Here is a 19411-nt window from a genome sequence, read left to right on the forward strand (position 1 = left end):
GTATTGGGTTTCAGCCGCCCGGTTTCGCTGCTCCGCAGCGAGTGGGAAGCGCCTGAAGGCTGGACACCAACGGGCGCGTCAAAATTCCGGGGCAGCATCCAGTCGTGCGGGTACGACCTGACCAAGATTATGCGTAGAATCACCCGTCGCAACCCTTGCACCCCGACTCGTCCCGTAAACGGAGTTCCCGATGCGTTTTTTCGCCAAGAGTTTGTCGGTCGTCACGCTCGCCGCTTGTGCCTCGTTCTCACCCGTTCTCGCTGAAGAGAAGTCTGCCGAAAAAGTCTCCGGCATCGACCTGTCGATCTTTAGCGATGCGGTCGCTGCGGGTGACAATTTCTATCGCTACGCCAACGATCGCTGGCTGACCGAAACCGAGATCCCTTCGGATAAATCGAACTACGGAATCTTTACCCTTTTGGATGACAACACGCGTGCCCAAGTTCGAACGCTGATCGACCAGGCGGCCGAATCCAACGCGGCGCCGGGCACACCGAAACAGAAAGTCGGCGATTTGTACGGCAGCGTGCTCGACGTGGAAGCGAGAAACGCCGCGGGGCTCCGCCCGATCGAACCGTTGCTGGCGGAAATCGCGGCGGTCGATTCACAAACCTCGCTGGCCACCACGATCGGCTCACTGCGCCGCGCCGGCATCGGAGCACCGCTGGTGCCCTACGTGTCCATCGACGCCAGAAACAGCGATACCTACACCGTTTACGTGACGCAATCGGGCCTGTCGCTGCCTGACCGTGACTACTACTTGCTGGACGAAGAACGCTACGTCGAGCTGCGTCAAAAACTGCACACCTACATCGCCGATCTGCTGCGGTTTGTCGATCATCCCGCTCCCGAGGCGGCGGCGAAAGCGATTGTCGAGATCGAAAGCAGGATCGCCAAGATTCATTGGACGAAAACGGAAAATCGTGATCCGATCGCCACCTACAACCAACGAACGCCTGCCGAAATCGATGCGATGTTGGGGACGATGAAGTGGTTCGATTACGCCCAAGCCGCGGGGATCAACGCCCTCGACACCGTCGTCGTCCGCCAACCGTCCTACATCGAAGCGTTGGCGGAGTTGTTCGACGAGTTTTCGATCGAGCAATGGAAAGACTACTTCACCTACCACACGATCGACGGTTCGGCGTCGGGGCTGAGCGAAGCACTCGAGAAACGCCATTTCGATTTCCACGACACGGCAATCAGTGGAATCGACGTCCAGCAACCACTGTGGAAACGCGGTGTGGACGTTACCGGCGGCGTGCTGGGCGAACTGGTCGGCCAGTTGTACGTCGAAAAACACTTCAAACCCGTCGCCAAGAAACGGATGAACGAATTGGTCGACAACTTGATTCGTGCCTTCCGAGGCCGCATCGAGTCACGCGATTGGATGGGCGAAGGGACCAAGAAACAGGCGCTCGAAAAACTGTCCAAGTTCACGACCAAAATTGGGTACCCCGACGAGTGGAAGGACTACGAAAAACTGAACATCGGCGACGGTGTGCTCGGCGATCATTTGTTGGCGTCGGCGCAGTTTGAATACGAGCGTGATCTCAACAAGCTGGGCGGTCCGATCGATCGCAACGAATGGCACATGACCCCGCAAACGATCAATGCCTACTACAACCCGACGATGAATGAAATCGTCTTTCCCGCGGCAATCTTGCAGCCGCCCTTTTTCAACTTGGCTGCCGACGATGCGGTCAATTACGGCGGGATCGGTGCCGTGATCGGTCACGAACTCAGCCACGGGTTCGATGACAAGGGCAGCAAGTTTGACGGCAACGGCAACCTGCGGATGTGGTGGACCGAAGAAGACCGGGCGGAATTCGAGAAGCGCGCCGACGGTCTGGTCGAGCAGTACAACGGTTTCGAAGCGATCGAAGGAAAATACGTCAACGGCAAATTGACGCTGGGCGAAAACATCGGCGACTTGGGCGGGTTGAGTGTCGCCTACGCTGCCTATCGATTGTCCCTCGGCGACTCACCCGCACCCGTGATTGATGGCCTGACCGGCGATCAACGATTCTTCCTCGGCTGGGCCCAAATCTGGCGGCGGCTGTATCGCGACCCCGAATTGGTGCGGCGACTGAACGTCGATCCCCACAGCCCCAGCGAATTTCGCGTCAACGGAATCGTCCGCAACATGGATGCCTGGTACGACGCGTTCGAGGTCAGCAAAGACGACGAGTTGTACCTGGCTCCCGAAGACCGCGTGCGAATCTGGTAGCGTGTCCGTCTTCTTGTATGCGGTGCACGCCGATCGCGAGGTAGGGCATGTTGTGCATGCCGATTGTCACGCACAGCGTGACCTACCACTACTCTGCATCACCGGTGCGTCCGGCGGCCCATTTGCGAACGATCCGCAAGCGTTCCTCTTCGGATCCGTAGATCAGTGCCATGGCTTCTTCGCCACCGACGATGTCGAAGGCCGTCAGCACTTCTTCTTCGTTGAGCAATTGCTGGGACTGGAACAAGCGAACTTCGGCGAGCGTTCGCAAATTCGCCCCGCCGCCGCTGGCCAACAGCGACCCGATTCGTTTGCTGGCGATGGCAGGGGTCAACCCAGGGAGTTCCGTGGTGACGGTATCCCGGTCGATGATTCCGAAGAAATTGGCCAACTGTTCGCTGATGTAATCTCGGGAGGAGAGATTCTTCAGCCGGGATTTCTGGGCAAATTCGAGCGAATCAATTGTCTTGGAGGCCCCGAGCGATTCGCCGGACGGCACATGGAGCAGTCGGCAACGGCTGATGTTTTGGGTGTACTCGCCGCGTAGCGGTTTGAGCAGGACATCGAGATGGATCACCAGATCCAGACCGGCCTTTTGAGCCAGCCGGACATTGTCGGACGAGTCGCCTTCGCCGAGAAACACGATTCCCGGCCGCCACAGCGGCAGGGAGTCGCCGGCGGATTCGATCAGTTGAACAAACTCTTCGGAGACGGTTTCGACGCTTCCCGATTCGGCGGTGACATCCGTCATCGCTCGACCGAAGTCGCCCTGGATGTAACGTTTTTCCAATTCTTCGCCCAGGATGGTGGCCACCATTCCCAGGGTGTTGGTAAGGCTCGTCTCGGCTTCTTCGCTCAGCATGGTCACGTCGAGGGCGGCAAGTCTGGCGGCCGGGGTCACGGGGGCGGCCGGGGCGGCGGCGCGACCCCGTGCACGGCCGGAGCCCATCATCATCATTTCCTGTTCGTACATCTCGTCCATGCCGTCCATGTCTTCCATGCCGTCCAAGTCATCCATTCCCGGTCCACGACTGCCGCCGGGGCCGCGACCGCCGAAGTCTTCTTCCATCCCATAGTCTTCCATTCCGGCTTCCATCCCGCCATCGCCGAACCCGCTGCGTCCGGCTGGATTGACATCACCGATCGGTTGCGGATCCCTCGCGTCGCCGCGCACGGCGTACGAGATGCCCCACCGCAATTGCCAGGTCGGGCGTTTCATCAGGGGGCTGTACTTGACCAGTTGAAGCTGGTTCTGGGCCGATTCGTACTCGGCGACGATGTGGCCGAAGTAAAGCCGCATCGCCAATTCGTGTTTGCCCTTGGCGTAGGCCACGATGGCATCATTGAGCAACACGGGGCCGGATTGGACCGGCGGCGCGGCGGCGGGATCCGCCAAGGTCGCGAAATTCGTCGATTGAAACGCCGAAGTCAGGGCGTCGGACAGCCGCGCGGCGACCAAGTCTTGGGTGGACATGCCGCGTCCCGACCGGGAGCGTCCCCCAGGACCCGACGATCCGTACATGTCGTAGTCGTATTCCTCCATGCCCATTTCCATATCCATCTCGTCTTCGTACCCCTCCATCCCCATCTCGTCCTCATAGCCTTCGGTTTGGGCATGTGCGGGGGGGGCGGTGCAGGAGATCCCGGCCAGGGCGATCGCGATCACGACCAGTGGCATGGCCGCGATCTTGGGCAAACAAAACAGGTACCCGAACCGTTGCGGAACGTTCATCAAAAGAGTAGCCATTTGCGATCTCGTCAGAAGTTGCGACGAAGGAGACGGCCGACCGTCCCTCGTCTGCGGGGCTGAAGTCTGCGGGGCAGTGCCACGATTGACGCGTTGTAATGGGTGCGTCAATCGGCTCAAAAGCGGTTGATTTCTCAACCGCAATTGCCAGTTACAGCGTATCATAGACGCCTTCAGCGGCGAGTGTTGCATCTCCACCAAGTTGGGAGAATGTAAAAAAGTTTCGCAATGTGCAAAAAAACACCCCCCTCGGTGGGAACCAATCGCCAAACGATCAGTCGAAGTCAAACCTGAGGACTGGGCATCGAGCGGAACGTGCGGGGCTCTGAACCCGCGCGGGGTGTGCCGACCTTCCATCATTTAGGAATTCACCGGAACGAAATGGGATCACGCCGGCGATCAACGAAGGACAGCAACGCGAGCAATCGGTCGCGTCGGTTGGATGCTGGAGTATCCCAGCAGGCCGGTGGCGACGAATCAGCCACTGGCGAACGCGAATTGAAGAATGAGCGGTCCACACGCCGTCGGCGTCGACTGATTTTTGAAAGTCTCGGTCAGCGTCGGTTGCTGGCGGTCATCAGCGGGTCGGTCTACCACGACCTCGACGGCTCGATGCGGCCGGATCCGTCGGAAGTCCGGCTCGATTCGCGACTGGCGTATATCGATTCCAACGAGAACGCCAACCTGGACCCGGGCGAAACCTACGCGATCGGCGATGACCAGGGCCAGTTCCGGTTCGACGATCTGCCGGCCGGGACGTATCCGGTGCGGCTGTTCGACGGTTCGCAACAGCAACGACAAACCTTTCCGGTGGGCGCCGTGCAGACGCCGTTGCCGGCGTCGTTTCAATCGCCCATCGACGCGATCCTGGCCGGCAATCAGCTCGGCGTGTTGACCGAGAACGCGCTGCTGCAGGTCGATACCGCCGGCACGCGAACGTCGCAGGTCCCCTTGGGCTTTACCGCGACGGCTCTGGTCACCGCCACCGCCAACGGCCCGACCGGTGGGGTTTCGGCGTCGATCATCACCGGCACCTTCGCCGAAGTCGGACAACAGCGATCGGGCATCTGGTTGGTGCCGGCCGGTGGCGAAGGTCCGCGTTTGATTCAATATTCGGCCGACCCGCGTGCGTTCGCAGCCCCCCAATCCGCCGTCGGAGCCGATGGCAATGGCGTGGTGATCGCCGCCGGCAGCGAACAGGGCGACCCAGGCACGATCCATACGCTGCGGATCACGCCGTCCAGCTCCGGCGACATGCCGGTTTACGCACAAGTCACGCCGACCCGTGTCACCGTCCCGGCCAGCACCCAAGTGCTCGCGTCAGTCAACTCGATCGATCTGTCGGCGTCTCCCGGGGAAGTCGGCAGCCGCAGCGTGATGGCGTGGCCCCAGGTCGCGACGACCGGCTCGATGGTCGCCGGCGAGGACGGCTCCACGCCGGCACTCAAGGCGACGCTGTGGAGCAACGAAGCGGCCAACTGGATCTCCGGCACCGAAACGGTGATCGTCGGCGCGACGGAGTTGATCAGTTTCGATGATGCCGTGGGACTGTTAGCGGTGCGTTATTCCGAAGGCGACGTGGGGATTCTGGATGTCGACGCCGGCTTCGCCCCCCTGCACCGCTTCGCCCCCATGCCCGGCCCCTCCAGTTTCATCCCCGGACAGGAAGCCATTGCGACGGTCACAGCACGCGATTCGGGCTTTGTGCTGTTGCTACACGACATCCGCGACGGCGAGCTTTTGACGAGCCTTCCGATCGAGACCGAATCGATGGGCAATCCGGTCGGCATCGTCCCCGGCCCCTCGCTGGATTCGCTCTTCCTGCTCGGTGACTCCGGAACCTCGTCGGTCAAGCTGAAGCAACCGGTGGCGCACCGAGTCGTGGTGGAGCGTGAAGACGAACAGGTCGAGATCGAATTCGGCGTGCAAGTCGATGGGCAGAACGACCATCCGAACGTCCCCGATCGATACAACGCGTCGATCCGCGAAGACGCGACGTTGGAAATCGACGCGTCCGAAATCGCCGCGTTGGTTGCCGACGCCAACCGAGACAGGCTGATTTCACTGATCGTCGAAGAACCCGCCCACGGTTCGGTCACGCTCCGTCCCGACGGCGGCCTGAAGTACCAGCCCGACGCCGACTACAACGGCATCGACTCCTTCGCCGTCCGGTTCCACGACGGACAAGCCCCCTCCCAGCCGATTCAATTCAGCGTCTCGATCACCGCCCAACCCGATCTGCCTCGGGGCATCCGGTTGCTCGGCGAAGGTGTCCCCGAGCATGCCCAAGGCCGATACGAAGTCGGTGCGCTCCACATCGATGACGCCGATATCAACAACGACTACGACCTGGAAGTCTACGACCCGCGTTTCATGATTGAAGACGGCACGCTGGTGTTGGTCACCGGAGGCTTGGATTATGAGGTCGAACCGGAGATCTATCTGCTCGTGGCCGGATTCGACCGCGACGCCGGACAGTACTTCAGTCACGACCTGGTGGTCCCGGTCCTGGATGAAAACGATCCGGTCATGGATCTGATGGCGTACTACACGATGGTGATGGAGAACGACGAACAAGCGTTCGTGGCCGAATTGGAAGCATTCGACCAGGATCGCGGTCAGACCATGACCTTTTCGGTCGATGACGAACGATTCGTCGTCCACGGGGACAAACTTTCGCTCAAGGAAGGTGAATCGATCGACTACGAAGCCGAATCCGTGGTCGTTCTGACGGTCACCGCCAGCGATAATGCGGGAAGCACCACGTCGACCGAGCTGCGCGTCCCGATCGTGGATGTCCCGGAAGCGGTCACTGAAATCACCTTGTCCAACCAAACCGTGATGGAACTCGAATCGGGGGCGGAGGTCGGGGACGTTCATCTCGATGGTCTCGCGGCCGCTGATAGTTACGAACTGACCGTCGACGATCCACGTTTCGAAATCGTCGGATCGAAGCTGAAACTTCTGGACGATCGATTCGTCCGCCGCTCCGCCGCCGAGCAGATCGAACTGACGATTACCGCCCAAGACACCTCGGCCGTTTTCGATGCCGTCACTGCCACGTTTGTGATCGAAGTCCTGGAGAACGAAACGCCGTTCCACAACGATGACAACCCCTACGACGTCGACGGCAACGGCACCGTTACGCCGCTCGATGCACTGGCCATTATCAATTACCTGAATATTTATGGTCCCGGTCCGGTCGGACCCGGTGACCCCGGCTACGGATACGACGTCAACGGTGATGGCCAAGTCACCGCGCTGGATGCGTTGCTGGTCATCAATATTCTCAACACGCTCCAGAATGGCGGAACGGTCGGCGGTAGCAACCACAGCCCCGCGACCGGGCAAGACGCAGGTGATTCCAACGACCAAGAGACCGCTGAGAGTTCTCCTGTCGACGGCGCCCCGTCCGGCTCGCCCTTGCAAAGCACACCCTTGGTCGACGCGCCACAGGCTGACCCATCACTCGGCGGCGAAAACCAGAACACCAGCGGCCCGATCAACGATGCACCGGCCATCGCCGGCAGCTCGGCGAATCGATCCGCTTTCATCCCCACAGGTGACGCGACGTTGACGCATCCGCAAACGGTCCGAGCAACCGATTGGCTTCACGAGATCCGAGATGAAGACCAAAACCCCGAGCTGACCCGTGCCATCGACGAGCTGATCACGTTGCTCGATGAGTCGGACCGGTAGGTCACGCTGTGCGTGACGCCCGGCATGCACAGCATGCCCTACCGGCATGCACAGCATGCCCTACCGGCATGCACAGCATGCCCTACCGGCATGCACAGCATGCCCTACCGGCATGCACAGCATGCCCTACCGGCATGCACAGCATGCCCTACCGGCATGCACAGCATGCCCTACCGGCATGCACAGCATGCCCTACCGGTTAAATTCGAATCGGGCCAGAGCGCTCGCAGATCAGGGCGTCTCGGAAGTCTTGCCCAGGATCACCGACAGGTACGGTCGTTTGGCATCGGCGAACAGCCACGGTTTGACGCGGTAGCGAATCCGAGTCTTCTGGTTGGCTTTCATCCAGAACGTCCGCTCGACTTCACGACGCAGCTCGACGGATTTGTCCAGCTTTCGTTTCAAGCTGGATGCCCGGGGCATATCCGCCCAGAGTACGATTTCCAGCGTCACGCCGGGTTCACGCAGCTTCGACACCGCTTCGGAAATCAGTTGGACGGCGTGCAGGCTGAGTTTTCCAGTGGCCGAGTCTGGCGGCTCGAACGAATCGAACACGACTTGGTCTTCGATCTTCGGCAGCGAGTCCAGATCCAACTGCGATTCCAGCTCGGTGAGAAATTTTTGGAATTGCTCTTTCTCGCGGTCGATGACCCGCTGGTGTTCGTTGACGTCGTCGGGGCCGACATGCTTGTCCGACTTGTCCTTCATGTTTTCCGCCAAGGCATAGATCGGCTTTTGCGCTTCTTGCTGAATCACCTCGTTGGAGCGACTGCCACTGAGATGACCGGGTTGGCCGGAGCTTGAGAATGCGTTGACGAACGAACCGGTGCCGGAGTGCATGTTTGCCCCGGTCTGCTCTTTGGCCAACGAATTGAGCACGATAAAAAACGCCAGCAGCGCCGTCATGGTGTCGCCGAACGAAACCAGGTACGCCTTACTGGGAACGCTCGGCGCCAGTTTTTTCCGTTTGCTCATCGGTTGCCCTCGTATTTTTCAATCACGATTCGAACCATTCGCGATGTCACGTTGTCGGCGACACTGGTTCCGATTTGTCCCGGACGGGCGCGCTCGACGTGGTACAGATGATCTGCCAGTGCACAGACCCGCTGGTCCATGTCACGGTCCGAGATTTCGAACGTGCAGTGAATGCTGAGCGACCTCAATTGAGCAGACAATTTGGCGGCGACCTGCGTCCCGCGTTGGGTGAGTTTCAGATTGCGATCGACCAGTTTGTCCAAGGGCATTTCAAAGGCGTAGGACTTCATGACGTCCTTTTGGCTGGCCTGGTCGCTGATCGCTTCCAAACCGCGTCCGATCGCTTTGGTGGTCATTTCTTTTTCAATCGGCGGCATTTCGCTGCCCTGCATCGCGATCCGGGCCGCCCGCGGACGGATCCGTTGGCTCCACGAGTTTCGATCCAACTTGTCGTGCTCATGGCCCGCCACGCCCGTCGCTCCGGCTGCACCGAATACGCTGGCGGTGACTTTTTCAAACCGCTCCGGTTCGGTCGTGGCAAACGTCAACAGCAGAATAAAGAACGTCATCAACAACGTGATCACGTCGCTGTACGTCATGAACCACGCCGGGATGTCTTCCGGCGGGTCGTCTGGGGTATCGTTCGCCATCGGACTAAGCCTTTGCCAGAATCGATCGGCGAGATTTCGGAGACAGGAACCCGAGCAGTTTTTCTTCGACCACGCGGGGACTCTCGCCTTCACCGAGCAAGGCGATGCCGCGAATGATCAATTCACGAATCATCGTTTCTTCTTGGTTACGCGTTTCCAGCTTCCCGGCCAACGGAATACAGACCACGTTGGCGATCAACGCTCCATAAAGTGTTGTCAACAACGCGGTCGCCATCCCGCCACCGATCTTGCTGGGGTCATCCAACGAGCGAAGCATCTGGACCAGTCCGATCAGGGTGCCGATCATGCCGAACGCGGGTGCGGCTGCACCGGCCGAGTCGACGATCTTCTTGCCCGTCACGTGCCGTTGCTCGATATACGCCAGTTCGGTTTCGAGCGTCCGCGCGACGTCTTCGGCCGGGACGCCGCTGATCAGCGATTCCAATCCCCGCCGCATGTAGTCGTCCTTGATCTCGGCGGCTTGATCTTCCAATGCTAGCAAGCCGTCTTTGCGAACGACTTCGGCGAACTTTTTGAATTGGGCGATGGTTTCCTGGGCGCTCGGCAGCTTGAACAGGAAGCACTTCATGATGACCCCGAAGGCGCCGAGGTTGTTCTTCAGTGGGAAGTTGATCAGGGAGGCTGCCGTCGCACCCCCGAACACGATCATCATGCTGGGGGGATCGATGAATGGCCCCAGGCCGCCTCCGCCCATCGCGATCGAGGCCAGAATCAAACCGAACCCCAGGATCAGTCCGATGATTGTTGCGATATCCATTACAGCCGAGTTCTCCCCCGCGACACCGATTTGCCGCCCCTTAGTGTTCGCAGCCAGGGCCCGTGCGGAGGCACACTGGTCTGCGTTGGAATCGAGTATCAAAACCGTCTTTCGATTCTTAGTTCACCGGTAGAGATCGACCGAATTGCCATCGACTCAGCCCCACAGGATGGCCTAATTGAGGGAACACCCTCACCGACAGACGGCGCCGAGACGGGGTTTCGCCAACATTCTCCGCAACTTGTCCTTAACCCGGACAGCTTAACAGGCCGATACAAACGGCATGTCTGGAATATTTTACCAAATGGACCTGTTGGGCTCGGCCGTCAACGCTTCGGAAAAAAGCCATCGCGTTGTCAGCCAGAACATCGCTAATGTGAACACGCCTGGCTACAAGACCAAGCGTTTGGAGTTTGAGCGTTTGTTGGCTCAGCTTCAATCCTCCGAGGCCAAGGACGGGGCTGGCACCGAATTGCCGGTCAAGGATTTGGAGGGATTGGAAGAGCGGGTGGACGGAAACAATGTCAACTTGGAGAAAGAAGTGGCGGAACTGAAGGAGAACGCATTGGCGTTTCAGGCCTTTTCGCACCTGCTGGCGTCCAGGGTTTCCACCATGCGGCGTGCCATTTCGGGCTAGGGGTGGTTTTGAGAGTTACCCCGACAATCAAACACAGTGACGAAGGAACGCATTGATGGTTCGATTTCCAACGATTGACATCGCCGCTTCCGGCCTCGCCGCCGAGCGGTTTCGGATGGAGGTGACGGCCAACAATATCGCCAATGCCGGCACCACGATGACGGACACCGGCGAGCCCTACCGTCGACAAGCGGTGGTGTTCGCCGCGGGTCTGGATCACGCCCATGGAAAACATGGCGGTGCGGCGATGCACGGGGTCGAAGTGGTCGGCGTCGAAGGCGACAGCAGCGAATTCCCGACGCTGTACAACCCGGCGCACCCCCACGCCGACGAGAACGGTTTCGTGAAACTCTCCAACGTCAAGATTCCCGAAGAAATGGTGGACCTGATCACGGCCAGTCGCTCCTACGAAGCGAACTCCAAAGCGATCAGCGTCTTCAAAGAGATGGTCGAACAAACGCTCACACTGCTCCAAGGAGGCCAGTGATGTCTGCCCTGCCCCCCATCGGCCCGAATCCACTGGCCACCAATCCCGTCACCACGACGGGGGCGCCCAACATCGCCTTCCCCACCGCGGCCGAAAAGCCCGAGGCGGGAGATCGCAATCTGTTCATGGACCTGATGGCCCGTGCCAACGAAGACCAGGTCCGTTCCGAAGCAGCGATCCAGGGCCTGGTCTCGGGTGAAAACCAGGACGTCCAGCAAGTCGTCATGGAGGTCGTCAAGGCCGAGATGTCGTTTCAGGTCTTCATGGAAGTCCGCAACAAGATCGTCGATTCCTACAACGAACTGATGCGTATGCAATTCTAGTGCTCTGCGGCCCACCACCCTGCAGCTTTAGACGACCTTCGTGTTACCTCCCAAACGCGACTTTCGCTTGTTTGATTTGCCTTGAACGTTATCCAGCCCTACATCGATGCCCTCCTGAATATCTGGCGGCATAGCTCTCCTTCAGCAAGGATCGGAATCCTGCTGTTGGCGGTGCTGTGTGTGGTCACCGTTGGGGGCGTCGGCTACTGGTCTGTCCAACCCAGCTACGTCGTGCTGGTCAGCCAGGCCGAAGGGGACCAAGTCGACCGCGTGATCAACGCCTTGGACAAGGCCGGGATTGATTACCAACTCTCCGGAGCCGGCGGGAACCTGTTGGTCGACAAACGCGATTTCGCCAAAGCCCGCTTGCTGGCGCGGACCAATGGCGTTGCCGACGCCGGGGCCGTCGCCGATCTGCCCATGGGTGGTGCGTTCGGCAGCCCCACCGAACGCCGCAACCGAGCTCGCTTGCAAAAACAACAAAGCCTCGCGTCGACGATCAAGAAACTGGACATCGTCGAAAACGCCGACGTGCACCTAAACATCCCCGACAAGGGCCCGTTCGAGCGCAAAACCTCGCCGCCCTCGGCCAGCGTCATGCTGACCCTGCGTTACGGAGCCCGGTTGAACGAGCAACAAGCCGCTTCAATCGCCTCCTTTGTCGCCTATGCCGTCGAAGATCTACGCCCCGAAGCCGTTCAAATCACCGACCGAGACGGTCGCAGCTATACCGTGCCGGACGAACAGGCACAGCAAATCGGTAGCCAAGTCGAGTACATCGCCGAGGCCGAACGCAAACTGGCCCACAAGGCCGAATCGCAACTGCTGCAGTTTCTTGGCTACGGCAACGCCAGTGTCCAAGTCAGCTTGGACATGACGTTCACCCAGGGTTCGACCAAAACCACCAAGTACGACGCCGACGGCGCCGTCCCTAGCCAAGAAGACTTGATCTCCGAAACGACCACCAACACCGCCCCGGCCGCCGTCGGTGCCGCGGGGGTCGCTTCGAATTTGAATTCACGCAGGGGGGCGACCGGCACCAGCAACATTCTCAACAAGACCGAAAACGTCAAAACCAGCTACCTGGTTCCGATCACCGAAGAAACCCAGGCCAACTCCACGCCCGTCCGCAATTTCCTCAGCGTCAGCGTCCTGGTCAACTCCGAAGCCAACGGCATCAAGGGCGAAGACGGCACGTTGACGACGGGCCTGGACGAAAAAGTCACCGCGATTGTCAAGAATGCTGTCGGTTTTCGGGACGACACCGACACCATTTCTGTCGAAATCCTGCCATTTCCCGAGCCCTTGCTCACCATGACGGCTCCTGAAAGTACGTTTGACTGGACCAAGATCACGTCGATTGTTGAAAAGGCATCACTTGCGATTGCTGCCCTGCTGGCCTTTGTGTTAGGCCTGATGTTGCTCCGCCGCTTCGGACCGGCCAGCAAACCGGGTGGCATCGGAGCCGATCAACAAATCGATGGTACCCGCCTGGAAAACGTCAGCGAATTGTCCCGGATGATCAAAGAAAACCCCGAAGTGTTTGCACAGGTCGTTCGATCTTGGTCCGGAGCCGATTCCGATCGAGATTCCGATAAACGCAACGCCGCGTGACCACAGGAGGGTTGGCAACGATGAAGATGATGTTGACTCGGCCCGAGCGTCTCGCGCTGCTCTTGCACCTGATGGGGGACGAGGCCACCGAGATGGCCCGGCAAGACCTCTCCGGCGAAGCCTTGGAGGAACTGGATCAGGCACTCAAGGACTTTGAGTCCTATCCGCCCAGCCAGGAAGAAGTCGATATGGTCCTCGGCGATTTTGAAGACTACTTCCACATGGCCCTGCAGACGGTCGACAAAAAGCTTTCCACGCCGGAAGACGAGCAGCAGGACGACGACGACGGCCCCAAGATCCTGCAGATCGCCGAAGAAAGCTTTGACGTCGAAATCGAACCGACCAAACGCTTCACACCGCCGAAACTGACCGGCGACACCGTTCGCGATCTCAACTTGATGCACCCCTATCAAGTCGCCCAAGCGCTCAAGAACGAAAACCCGGTCGCGACCGCGATCGTGCTGCGAAAACTGGCCAACGAACACGCCGCGAAAACTCTCGAATTCCTGCCCGAAGCCGTCCGCCCCAACGTGTTCCTGCAACTGGCCCAACCGCTGTCCGTTACAACGTTGATCCAAGAACGCATTCTCAACAAAGCCCTGCAGCTGTCGCTCCAGGTCGAAGAGCGTGAGACCGAACAGGAAACCACCTCCCAGATGGCGAACCTGATGCGTTCGCTGCCCAGGGCGCTGCGCAAACCGATGCTCGACGAACTGGAAAAACGAGACAGCGACCTGGCCGAAACCGTTCGAAATCAACTCTACCGCTTCGAAGACATCGAGAAACTCGGTGACCGCGACCTGCAAAAACTGCTCGGACAATGCCAAACCGATGCCCTGGTCTGTGCCCTCCAGCAGGTCGATGAATCATTGCTGACGTTCATCTTGTCCAACATGTCCAAGCGGGCCAAAGAGTCGCTGCAAGAGGAAATGGAATTCAAGACCAACGCGACCGAAGAGGAGATCATGGAGGCACGGGGCTCGATTGCCAAAATCCTGGCCGGCCTGTGCGAAGCCGGGGAGGTGAAAATCGATTGACATGGCTGTGATCCAAATCCCCTTCGATCAATCCTTGGCCAACGTCACCGTCGCACGCGGACCACTTGCGATGCCGTCGACGAGTGCCGCGACGAATGCACCGGCACCCTCCAAACCGAACGACCGGTCCGCGGAGGAGTCCCGCGACGACATCGCCGCCTCCGCACTGAAGACCCTGCACTCAATCGAGCAACAACTGCAGCGCCTCGACGCCAAACTCGATGAAGAGTTTTCGTCGATCGGTGTGCAGCTGACCGCGGCGGCGACGCAGTTGGCCAAACAGGCCCTCGGCAGCGACAGCAGCCTTGTCGAAGAACGGGTCGCCCACTTCGCAAATATCTTGCTTCGCCAAGTGCACCCCAGCCAATCCGCGGTCATCTTCGTGAACCCGGACTGTGTCACGCCGCTGGAATCCTGGTTGTCCCAAGTGGAGTACGAGGCGATCGAGATTCAGGCCGATGCCACGGTCCCGCCGGGCGACTGCCGAATCGAATCCAACGGCAAGGGGTTCCTCGCTTCACTGGAATCCTTCCTCGACGCCGCGGGAAAACAGCTGTCGACGATCAGAGGGGACGCCTAGCATGCTGACGTCGACGCTGCGAAACGACCAATGGCTTCAAACGACCGGGCGATTGCAAAGCGTCGAGGGCCGGATGTGCGCGACCATCGATGCCGGACTCGGTGAGCTGGTGCAAATCACCTCGTCAACCGGCCAGAGCGTGTTGGCCGAAGTGATCGGGTTCAACGACGATAAAGCACAGTTGATGCCGTATCATTCCGGTGTCGATTTCCAACGTGGCAACGTGGTGGTTTCCACCGGCAAACGCATGCGTGTCCCCGTCGGTCGCCAACTGCTCGGACGTGTCATCGATTCGCTGGGACGCCCGATCGATTCACTCGGTCCGATCCATTGCGACGCGACGGCCGAACTGCACTTTGAATCACCCGATCCACTGACACGCCCGCTGATCCGCCAACCCTTCGTCACCGGCATCCGGTCGATCGACGGGTTGCTGACGATGGGCCAGGGCCAACGGGTCGGATTGTTCGCCGGCAGCGGTGTCGGCAAGAGCACGTTGCTGGGCGAGATCGCCAAACACGCATTGTGTGACATCAACGTCGTCGCCATGATCGGCGAACGGGGGCGAGAAGTCCGTCCCTTTATCGAAGACACACTGGGAAAAGAAGGCCTGGCCCGATCGGTCGTCATCGTCTCGACCTCCGACCAGCCGCCGTTGGCCCGGATCCGCGCCAGCGAATCCGCCGTCGCGATCGCCAGTTGGTTTCGCTCGCAGGGCATGAACGTCTTGTTCATGCTGGACAGCCTGACCCGTTTGGCACACGCACAACGCGAACTCGGACTGCTGCTCGGCGAACCGCCCACCTCACGCGGTTACACCCCCAGCGTGTTCCAGAAGATGGCCCAGTTGCTCGAACAGCTTGGGACCAGCGACAAGGGCGTCATCACCGGTTTGCTGACGGTGCTGGTCGATGGCGACGACATGAACGAACCGGTCGCCGATTCGGCGCGGGCCATCCTGGATGGACACATCGTCCTGGATCGAAAACTCGCCCACGAAGGCCACTTTCCCGCGATCAACGTGCTCAAGAGCGCCAGCCGGTTGTTCAAAGAGGTCACCGACAAACCGCATCAGCAACAAGCCGCCAGCATCCGACGGGTGTTGGCAAAATACTTCGAAGTCGAAGATCTGATCCAAATCGGCGCCTACCAAAAAGGCGCCATGCCGGATTCCGATCGCGCGATCGAGACCTACCCGGAAGTCAACCGGTTCTTGCGACAGGCCATGGACGCACCGAGCACCTTGGCGTCGACCCAAGCCGGTCTCGGTAGGTTGCACCAACTGATCGGGCAGCCGCAATGAGCGAATTAAAGAAAAAGATCGATCGAATTCGCCGCATTCATTCGCTGGAAACCAGTCAGTTGAATGTATTGATCGGAGAACTCGCTCGCCTCGACGCGATGTTGGCGTCGCAGCAAAAACGACTGGATGAATTCGAAACGCTAAAACGGCAGGGGCTGGAAATCAACCAGGTCTGTTCGGTCGAATCGCTCACGCAAACCAATCTCTGGATCGACAGCATCGATCGTTCCATCAAAATCGTCCGCGAAGCCCTCTCCAAATGCGAATCCGAGCGTGCCGAGGCGCGGTCGCGTGTGATGGATCAACGCACGCGGGTTCGCGGGCTGGAGATCCTGATGGACCAGCGAAGGCTCGAATTTGATGCAGACGCCATGACGCAACAAATGCTATTGGCAGATGAAAACGCGCTTAAAAAATATGCAAGGAATTAGAACATGAAAGCGATCATTACGGCGATGATGACCTGCGCCGTCATTTTCGGCTTGTCTGCCGGTGCAACCCAGTTCCTGCTCAAAAAGACGCCCGCCGATCTGGAAGCCACCGACTCGGCCGATCCGAACGAACCGCGGGGTGAACTCGCCGCCGACGAAGCGATCGATCCCCAGGGGGAGGCCGTCCCCGTCTCGTTTCGCCCCGATAACAACGTCTCGGTCGAAGCCGTGCTGCAGATGAGCGACTCGATCAAACGCATGGAACAGGAACTCGCCGAACGCGAAGAACGCGTCAAACGCGATGAAATGAGGGTCAAATTGATCTTCGATGATCTGGCCACCGAACAGGACGAATTGCGTGCGTTCAGCGAAGGCATCGACACCAAATTGGACATGCTGAGCCGGATGACCGAAGAATTGAAATCGACCTTGTCCGACGTCGAACAGCAAAAAACGGAACTCGAAAAACTGACCAAGAAGGCGGACACCAAGAAGGTCAACACGGTGTCCAGCGCCGACACACAGGCCGATGAAGTCAAAGGCTGGTTCGAAGGCCTGCAACCCGAACAGGCCGCCGAATACATTCGCGAATTTTCCAACAACGGCAAGATGGGCTTTGCCGCCTCGCTGCTGCAGAAGATGCCCGACCGCCAAAAGTCGAAGATCCTGGGCGCCATGAACGACCCGATCCTGGTCGACCAGTTAATCGAAGCACTGACAAACAAATAGCAACCGGATCCAAGGATGGAAATTGAAGACGTCGTACTGATCGGTCGTGAGTTTTTCGCGATGGCGTTGCTGCTGACCGCGCCGGTCGTCGTGGTCAGCCTGGTCGTCGGCTTGCTGATCAGCATCGGCCAAACCGTCACCAGCATCCAGGAACAAACGCTCTCGTTCGCACCACGGATCGTTTGCGTGGTCTTCGTGCTGATCTTCATGTCCAACTGGTACCTCGTCACGCTTCAGAACTACACGCTGGGCTTGATGACACAAATGGTCGAATTTGTGAAATGACCAGCGACGTTGTCCTGTTTCTCTTGGTGCTCGCCCGCGTCTCGGTCTTCGTCGCGTTTTTTCCGCTGTTCAGCAAAAAACAACTTCCCAACCAAGTCAAAGCGGGACTGGCAACGGCGCTGTCCGTGTTCTGGCTGGCCGATGCCAAGAACGTGATGCCCCAACTGTCACTCGACGACGTCGGCAGCTTGCTGTTCCTGTTCCTGGTGTTCAAAGAGATTTGTATCGGCTTGTTGCTCAGCCTGGTGCTGGGGCTGTTCTTTTGGCCGGCGCGAATCGCCGGGTCCTACATCGCCCAGGAACTCGGGCTCTCCCTGGCTGCGATCAGCGATCCGGGCAGCCAAGATTCGTCGACACTGGTCTCACGCGTCTTCGAAGCCTTTTCGATGCTGCTGTTCTTTTCGCTCAACCTGCACCACTTCATCATCCTCTCCCTGCACCTTTCGTTCAACGAGACGATGACCCGGGTGGGCCTGCTCGAATTGCCCACCGAAGAATTGGTGGCGGCGTTCAATCGGACCAGCGATTACGGGCTGTTGATCGTCGCGCCGTTGCTGGTGCTGCTGATGCTGGTCACGTTGGTCCTGGCATTCCTCAATCGCGCCGCGCCGGCGATGAATCTGTTTTCGGTCGGCATGTCGATCCGCGTCGGCTTCGGCGGGCTGTTGCTGTTTTTGTTTTGCCCGATCCTGTTCGGTGCGATCGAGATTTATTTCTATCGCGTGCAAGAAGACATCGAATACCTGATGCAATCCTTGTTGGGGTGATCGATGGCCGAGAATCAAGATCGCGATCAGAGGACCGAGGAAGCAACACCGCAGCGGCTGCGCAAAGCCCGCGAGGACGGCCAAATCGGGTTCAGCGCGGAACTGGTCGGCGGAGTGATTCTGGCGACGACCGCGTTTTTCTACTGGTCATTGGGGGATTGGTTCTTTGGCACCATCACGGGATCCATCGAACACCGCATGACCGAATTTGAGGAAGTGGTGGTCGATCCCCGTTTGCTGGTCAAAGCCTTCATCGACGAAACCCTCCGGATCGGTGCGGTCGTGATGGCGATCGTCGCTCCCCTGGGCATTCTTGCGGCGGCCACCGGTCTGCTGCAAACCAGTTTCAACCTCAGCTTCAAACCCTTGGAATTGAACGTCGACAAACTGAGCGTGATCAAGGGGTTTCAGAAAATCTTTTCGATGCAGAGCGTCGTCCGCGGAGCACTTTCGCTGGCCAAAGCCGCCGTTATCGTCGCCATCGCCGTTTTTGTCGGTCAGTCAAAGATCGACCAGATCACGACCTCCGGATTCGGTTCGATTCAAGAACTGATGTTCTTTCTCGGCGGACTGTTGGTCCACTGCTCACTGGCCATTGCCGCCACGATCACCTTCATCGGCATGATCGACTTGGGATTCCAAAAATGGAAACACCTGGAAGACATGAAGATGAGCCGGCAAGACATCAAAGAGGAGCATAAATCGTCCGAGGGTGATCCAATGGTTCGGGCACGGATCAAACAACTGCAAGCCGAAATGGGGCGCAAGCGGATGCTTTCGGACGTGCCCAAAGCATCGGTCGTCATCACGAACCCGACCCACTTCGCCGTCGCGGTTCAATACGACCGCGACAACATGGAAGCACCGATCGTGATCGCCAAGGGGGCGGACTTCGTGGCGAAAAAAATCATCGCGATCGCCAAAGAAAATGGCGTCCCGGTGGTCGAGCGAAAACCGGTGGCGCGATTCCTGTTCAAGAACGTCGAAATCGGCAACCCGATCCCGTTCGAGCTGTACCAGGCTGTCGCCGAAATCCTGAACTTCGTCAATCGCATGCGTTCGGCGATCTAGCGATCTGTCTCGATTGAAAGAAGGCGCCTGCCCGCAATGGCGCGGGCACAAGTGTTGGTGTGCAGGCT

Annotated in this window: 18 protein-coding genes; 14 read left to right on the top strand and 4 right to left on the bottom strand. The window is 59.0% G+C overall.

The window, feature by feature from the left end; genetic code table 11:
* Positions 1 to 190: 190 nt before the first annotated feature.
* Positions 191 to 2230, top strand: coding sequence for a M13 family metallopeptidase (locus NZK35_RS32230; RefSeq protein WP_259636640.1), 2040 nt, complete (start codon positions 191 to 193; stop codon positions 2228 to 2230).
* Between the two features lie 88 nt (positions 2231 to 2318).
* Here NZK35_RS32230 and NZK35_RS32235 read toward each other — a convergent pair whose 3' ends face one another.
* Positions 2319 to 3977 (bottom strand): hypothetical protein, encoded by a 1659-nt coding sequence (locus NZK35_RS32235; protein ID WP_259636641.1) that lies wholly within the window; start codon positions 3975 to 3977, stop codon positions 2319 to 2321.
* A gap of 381 nt (positions 3978 to 4358) precedes the next feature.
* Here NZK35_RS32235 and NZK35_RS32240 point away from each other — a divergent pair, with 381 nt between their 5' ends.
* Positions 4359 to 7676: a dockerin type I domain-containing protein gene (locus NZK35_RS32240; RefSeq protein WP_259636642.1), complete on the top strand. Its 3318-nt coding sequence runs from the start codon at positions 4359 to 4361 to the stop codon at positions 7674 to 7676.
* Positions 7677 to 7907: 231 nt separating this feature from the next.
* On the opposite strand, the gene NZK35_RS32245 is transcribed toward NZK35_RS32240, so the two are convergent.
* Genes NZK35_RS32245 through NZK35_RS32255 form a run of 3 tightly spaced genes read right to left on the bottom strand, consistent with a single transcriptional unit; the run spans position 7908 to position 10079 of the window.
* Positions 7908 to 8651, bottom strand: a complete 744-nt coding sequence (locus NZK35_RS32245) for a flagellar motor protein MotB (RefSeq protein WP_259636643.1) — start codon at positions 8649 to 8651, stop codon at positions 7908 to 7910.
* The gene (locus tag NZK35_RS32250; RefSeq protein WP_259636644.1) at positions 8648 to 9301 is read right to left on the bottom strand and encodes a flagellar motor protein MotB; all 654 of its coding nucleotides are present in this window, start codon (positions 9299 to 9301) and stop codon (positions 8648 to 8650) included. The genes NZK35_RS32245 and NZK35_RS32250 overlap by 4 nt, the downstream gene beginning before the upstream one ends.
* 4 nt (positions 9302 to 9305) lie before the next feature.
* A complete protein-coding gene (locus NZK35_RS32255) occupies positions 9306 to 10079 on the bottom strand; it encodes a motility protein A (RefSeq protein ID WP_259636645.1) in 774 nt (257 codons plus the stop codon).
* A gap of 283 nt (positions 10080 to 10362) precedes the next feature.
* On the opposite strand from NZK35_RS32255, the gene flgB reads away from it, so the two are divergent.
* The 12 genes from flgB (at position 10363) to NZK35_RS32315 (ending at position 19343) form a co-directional block, all read left to right on the top strand.
* A complete protein-coding gene (flgB, locus tag NZK35_RS32260; protein ID WP_095739173.1) occupies positions 10363 to 10716 on the top strand; it encodes a flagellar basal body rod protein FlgB in 354 nt (117 codons plus the stop codon).
* Positions 10717 to 10771: 55 nt separating this feature from the next.
* On the top strand, positions 10772 to 11203 hold the full coding sequence (gene flgC / locus NZK35_RS32265; RefSeq protein WP_259636646.1) for a flagellar basal body rod protein FlgC: 432 nt from the start codon (positions 10772 to 10774) through the stop codon (positions 11201 to 11203).
* Positions 11203 to 11526, top strand: a complete 324-nt coding sequence (gene fliE, locus NZK35_RS32270; protein WP_259636647.1) for a flagellar hook-basal body complex protein FliE — start codon at positions 11203 to 11205, stop codon at positions 11524 to 11526. Before flgC ends, fliE begins: the two co-directional genes overlap by 1 nt.
* An 81-nt stretch (positions 11527 to 11607) precedes the next feature.
* A complete protein-coding gene (gene fliF / locus NZK35_RS32275; protein WP_259636648.1) occupies positions 11608 to 13140 on the top strand; it encodes a flagellar basal-body MS-ring/collar protein FliF in 1533 nt (510 codons plus the stop codon).
* A 20-nt stretch (positions 13141 to 13160) separates the two neighbouring features.
* Positions 13161 to 14177 carry a FliG C-terminal domain-containing protein gene (locus NZK35_RS32280; RefSeq protein ID WP_259636649.1) on the top strand — a complete coding sequence of 339 codons (1017 nt, stop codon included), beginning with the start codon at positions 13161 to 13163 and terminating at the stop codon, positions 14175 to 14177.
* Between the two features lies 1 nt (position 14178).
* The gene (locus NZK35_RS32285; RefSeq protein ID WP_259636650.1) at positions 14179 to 14757 is read left to right on the top strand and encodes a FliH/SctL family protein; all 579 of its coding nucleotides are present in this window, start codon (positions 14179 to 14181) and stop codon (positions 14755 to 14757) included.
* Between the two features lies 1 nt (position 14758).
* Entirely contained in the window at positions 14759 to 16060 is a 1302-nt protein-coding gene (locus NZK35_RS32290; RefSeq protein WP_259636651.1) for a FliI/YscN family ATPase, read from the top strand.
* Positions 16057 to 16491 (top strand): flagellar FliJ family protein, encoded by a 435-nt coding sequence (locus tag NZK35_RS32295; RefSeq protein WP_259636652.1) that lies wholly within the window; start codon positions 16057 to 16059, stop codon positions 16489 to 16491. The genes NZK35_RS32290 and NZK35_RS32295 overlap by 4 nt, the downstream gene beginning before the upstream one ends.
* 3 nt (positions 16492 to 16494) lie before the next feature.
* Positions 16495 to 17220: a MotE family protein gene (locus NZK35_RS32300; protein WP_259636653.1), complete on the top strand. Its 726-nt coding sequence runs from the start codon at positions 16495 to 16497 to the stop codon at positions 17218 to 17220.
* A gap of 15 nt (positions 17221 to 17235) precedes the next feature.
* Entirely contained in the window at positions 17236 to 17505 is a 270-nt protein-coding gene (locus NZK35_RS32305; RefSeq protein ID WP_095739164.1) for a flagellar biosynthetic protein FliQ, read from the top strand.
* Positions 17502 to 18272 carry a flagellar biosynthetic protein FliR gene (locus NZK35_RS32310; RefSeq protein WP_259636654.1) on the top strand — a complete coding sequence of 257 codons (771 nt, stop codon included), beginning with the start codon at positions 17502 to 17504 and terminating at the stop codon, positions 18270 to 18272. Before NZK35_RS32305 ends, NZK35_RS32310 begins: the two co-directional genes overlap by 4 nt.
* A 3-nt stretch (positions 18273 to 18275) precedes the next feature.
* Positions 18276 to 19343: an EscU/YscU/HrcU family type III secretion system export apparatus switch protein gene (locus NZK35_RS32315; RefSeq protein WP_259636655.1), complete on the top strand. Its 1068-nt coding sequence runs from the start codon at positions 18276 to 18278 to the stop codon at positions 19341 to 19343.
* The last annotated feature ends 68 nt before the right edge of the window (positions 19344 to 19411 follow it).

The organism is Stieleria sedimenti, assembly GCF_025060895.1.
In the GTDB taxonomy this organism is placed as follows: Bacteria; Planctomycetota; Planctomycetia; order Pirellulales; family Pirellulaceae; genus Stieleria; species Stieleria sedimenti.